This window comes from Bradyrhizobium sp., assembly GCF_049581145.1.
Lineage (GTDB): Bacteria > Pseudomonadota > Alphaproteobacteria > Rhizobiales > Xanthobacteraceae > Bradyrhizobium.
The window spans coordinates 1-3,844 of record NZ_JBAURI010000627.1; the positions used below are offsets into that span (position 1 = coordinate 1).

The following is a 3,844-nucleotide window of genomic DNA, read 5'->3' on the forward strand; positions in this document are numbered from 1 at the left end:
GGCGCAATATCGCCAACGCCGCATGGCCCCGGCGGATTGCGCCGTCGGAAATCGATTTACCATGCCGTACCCCGGTTGAGATGCCTGTCCGCGCCCGCCTCGATCAAAACGGCCTGCCAAATCCATATCGGGCGGCTCCATATCGAGCGGCTCCAGTGGTCTGGCTGGCATTCCATAGCGCATATTGTCCCGCGGCCCAATCTCGCAATGCAATGCGCCAGCCGCCTCCTGGTTCAGCGTTTCCGAAATTAAAATCATTTCGATCAACGGCGACCATCAACAACGACGTCATTCCGTCGCGCGTATGACGCGCGGAGCGCGGCGAGCCCGGAATCCCGGGATTCCCAGACGCGCAATTGCGCATCTGAGGTCGATGCCAAGCGGGCGCCCCGTTGCCATCGCCCCGGAATGATGATGGCATCGGCTTGATGTGAGCGCCGGACGAACGGCCAGTTCGGTTCATCACACAGGCCGGGCCGTTCTCATTTTCGACGATTTTGCAGTTCTCGCGGGTTTGGTCGAACCGCGATCGTTTTGCAAAGTGAGCTGACCCCGTTGCTTCGTGACCGAACCTACCCGTGGAGCTTTTGTCCCGGGATGGTGATCCGCATATTCCTTGCCGTCGATCGGCGCCACGTGCGGAGGGTCTCGATCGAGATAAGGCCGTCCGATTCCGAACTCCTGGCCGTGTGCATCGATCCATTTCCACAGCGTTTCGGTGGACGCCAAACGCTGGGCCCGGGTCGCGCCACGGACGCTCACGACATCCGCTGCAAGCCCGTGGCCGTAGCCCCCATGGAAACTGCCGCCATGATAGGATCTGTCGTTGGCTGCCTTGAGGCCGCTCGCGATCGATTGGCGGTAGTCATCGCGGAACGCGCTGGTGATGCCAGGCGACAATCCCGCCTCCTCAGCCGCGTGAAGCATGTGAAAGAGCCTCAGCTTGAAATCGCGATCCACGCCTCCGATCACGTAGTCCGCCAGCGCCATGCCGGCCTTTTCGGCGGCCTTGGGATCCTTCCACGCAAAATCCTCATCGGTCACTGTCGTGAAGGTCCTGGTGACGGTTACCAGTCTGCCCTTTTTCTTGACCGTCACTTTTCTGCGGTCTTCCGTCCTGACGACATCTTCCTTGGGCGTGCGCTGGTAAAGCACCCACAGGTAGCGGTCGATGCAGGTATCGACGACGGGGCACTCATCGAGAATTTCGGTCGAGTCGACAACGGGATGAGCGTCGTCGGGCTCCCGCGCAGCCGGCGATGGAGCGACCTGCTCGGGCGATGTTTCGCCCGGCAGCCGATCCGATGAATCCGCCAATGCGGCCGTCACCATCGGTTCCGGCTCTTGCAAAGCCGGCGTCGGCTCGGCGGCTGCCGTCTCCGTCAGCGATGTGCTGGCAGCAGCCGCATCAGCAGCAGCCAACAAGATCGGCGGCAGCATGCCGGCAACCTTGCCGACGGCGCTCAGGGATGCTGCCCGGGGCTCGACGATCGGTGCCGCGCCGGTGTTGTCGATCCCCGCAGAACCAAACGCGGCGATCGCAAGAACCGAGGCAGGGAGAGCGACCTCCCGGCACCATGCTGCAGTTGCTGTCAATCGTGGGTTCATGATCACCGTCTCCCCATGGGGCCGGATTGCAGAGCCAAGAATCTGACGCCGTCTGACGACGTCGATTTTTGGAGCCACGACAGGGACAAGCAATGGTGGAACTTCCAAATAAAGCTTTTAAAGCGAGAGTGTTGCCCAAAAGCAACGGGCATATGGGTTGAGAATGACGAGAGTGGACTTGGCTGTTTGACAAGCCCGTAAAGGTTCCGAATTGTTGCTCCGTTCATGGCACGGCCGGACGAGCCGTGTCGCCCGGCGACATTCTCGGGTTCGAACAGGCGGGAAGCGTCGAGATGGGACTGTTGGTCGAAGGCGTCTGGCGCGACGAGTGGTACGACACCTCAAGCTCCGGCGGCGCCTTTAAGCGGCCTGACGCCCCGTTTCGTGACCGCATCGAAGCCGGCGGCCGGTTCGCGCCCGAGCCGGGGCGCTATCACCTCTACGTCTCCTGGGCCTGCCCCTGGGCGCACCGGACGCTGATCTATCGCAAGCTCAAGCGCCTCGACGACGCGATCGGCGTGAGCTATGTCGATCCGCTGATGCTCGAAAACGGCTGGACCATCGGCGACGGCGCCGATCCGATCAACCGCGCCCGGTTCCTGTGGCAGGTCTATGCGGCGGCGGCGCCGCGCTTTACCGGACGGGTGACGGTCCCCGTGCTCTGGGACAGGGTTCACCGGACCATCGTCAACAACGAATCGTCCGAGATCATCCAGATGCTCGACGCATGGCCGGATGCGCACGGTCCGGTATTTCGGCCCGAGGACGCTGCCGCCGAGATCGATGCGCTGAACGAGACGATCTATCCGGCGATCAACAACGGCGTCTATCGCGCAGGATTCGCGACCACGCAGGCGGCCTATGACGACGCGTTCGATACCCTGTTCGCGGCGCTCGATTCCCTCGAGCACAGGCTTTCGAGTCGTATGTACCTCACAGGCGATCGCGTCACCGAAGCGGACTGGCGTCTGTTCACGACGCTGGTTCGCTTTGACGCGGTCTATCACGGTCACTTCAAATGCAACCGCAACCGCCTGGTCGATTTCCCCGAGCTGTGGGATTACACGCGAGCGCTGTACCAGATTCCCGGCGTTGCCGAGACGGTGCGGCTGGATCAGATCAAGACCCACTATTACGGCAGCCATCGCACGATCAATCCGACGGGGATCGTCCCGAAGGGACCCGCGCTTGATTTCCTCGCGCCGACCAAGCGCCGAATTGCCTAGCGGCAACTGCCGACCGAGAGCGAACTGACTGGTCGGCCTGATACTTCGCTTCCGAAGTTCTGACGGTGGGAGACGAAGAAAGCAGGATCGGTACGGGCCCCTTGCGAGACGCATCGATTCACCCGCTCTACCATCCTACAATCGAATTCACCGAGGCGGCCGCCTCGAGCCTCGTACGCACGGCACCGGGCTCATTCAACGGGCGGTGCGCCATGCATGAACACCGAGCGGTCGGCCTCCGCCGACATCTCGCCCGTCGTACCAGCGAATGACGTCCGCCGGGGCCGCGCCGAGCCTGCCATCAGTCGCGCATTCGCGCCACCTGTTGGCGGGACCGACCCGGGTGGGCGCCAATCCGCCCTGTATCTAGGAGCTCTGCTGGGTGCGGTGGATCGCGTGCGGCAATGAGGACGGCGTGTTGCGGGCCTCTGCGAGATGCCGCGTCTCCAGCCAATCCGACTGCAGTGTCAATGTCGCCACAAAAATGCTGCGGCCGTTGTCGTCGCGGACGATCACGGAGAGAGCGCGGTCGTTCTCGTCACGCACGTCCTTGACGATTGCCGTCAAAAACCCGATGGCCTCTGAGGGGACCATCCTGATGTCAGGCAATTCGGTACCAACTGAATCGACATATTTCGTGTTTCCGTCATCGAGGTCAGAAAAATATCGCGCCATCGTTCTTCCCATTTTGCTGTTTGTCTCTAGGTGGTCTTCAATGCAACGTACTCCGCTTCAGGTGATCCAACTCCTGCCTGACCGTCTCGTAGCACTCGCAGGCCGCTGCCCTCAGCCTGGCGGCGTCTAGGATTCGAACCTGGCCGCGGCCGATGCGGATCAGTCCCTTGTCCTGCAGGCCGCCGGCAACCAGGGACACCGCGTTTCGATTGATGCCGAGCATCTGGCCGAGGAACTCCTGACTGAAATGCAGTTCGTCGCCGCCGGCCGCGTCGCGCGCGCGCAACAGCCAGCGTGCCAGCCGGGCAATGGCGGGATGCGCGGCGATGCAAGCT

At 62.3% G+C, this 3,844-nt stretch carries 5 protein-coding genes; 1 reads left to right on the top strand and 4 read right to left on the bottom strand.

The features are described from left to right. Together WCB02_RS20725 and WCB02_RS20730 are read right to left on the bottom strand one after the other, a co-directional pair. The coding region (locus WCB02_RS20725; protein WP_423960955.1) for a hypothetical protein at positions 1-267 on the bottom strand (267 nt) is incomplete at its 3' end. 195 nt (positions 268-462) lie between these two features. Continuing rightward, complete coding sequence (locus tag WCB02_RS20730) at positions 463-1,608, bottom strand: peptidase M15 (protein WP_423960957.1); 1,146 nt, start codon at positions 1,606-1,608, stop codon at positions 463-465. 293 nt (positions 1,609-1,901) lie between these two features. Here WCB02_RS20730 and WCB02_RS20735 point away from each other — a divergent pair, with 293 nt between their 5' ends. Beyond that, on the top strand, positions 1,902-2,834 hold the full coding sequence (locus WCB02_RS20735) for a glutathione S-transferase family protein (protein ID WP_423960961.1): 933 nt from the start codon (positions 1,902-1,904) through the stop codon (positions 2,832-2,834). Positions 2,835-3,200: 366 nt separating this feature from the next. Here WCB02_RS20735 and WCB02_RS20740 read toward each other — a convergent pair whose 3' ends face one another. Further along, positions 3,201-3,509 (bottom strand): DUF6894 family protein, encoded by a 309-nt coding sequence (locus tag WCB02_RS20740; protein WP_423960958.1) that lies wholly within the window; start codon positions 3,507-3,509, stop codon positions 3,201-3,203. 37 nt (positions 3,510-3,546) lie between these two features. Further along, positions 3,547-3,844, bottom strand: a 298-nt coding sequence (locus WCB02_RS20745) for a Crp/Fnr family transcriptional regulator (RefSeq protein WP_423960960.1), incomplete at its 5' end; no start/stop codon positions are given.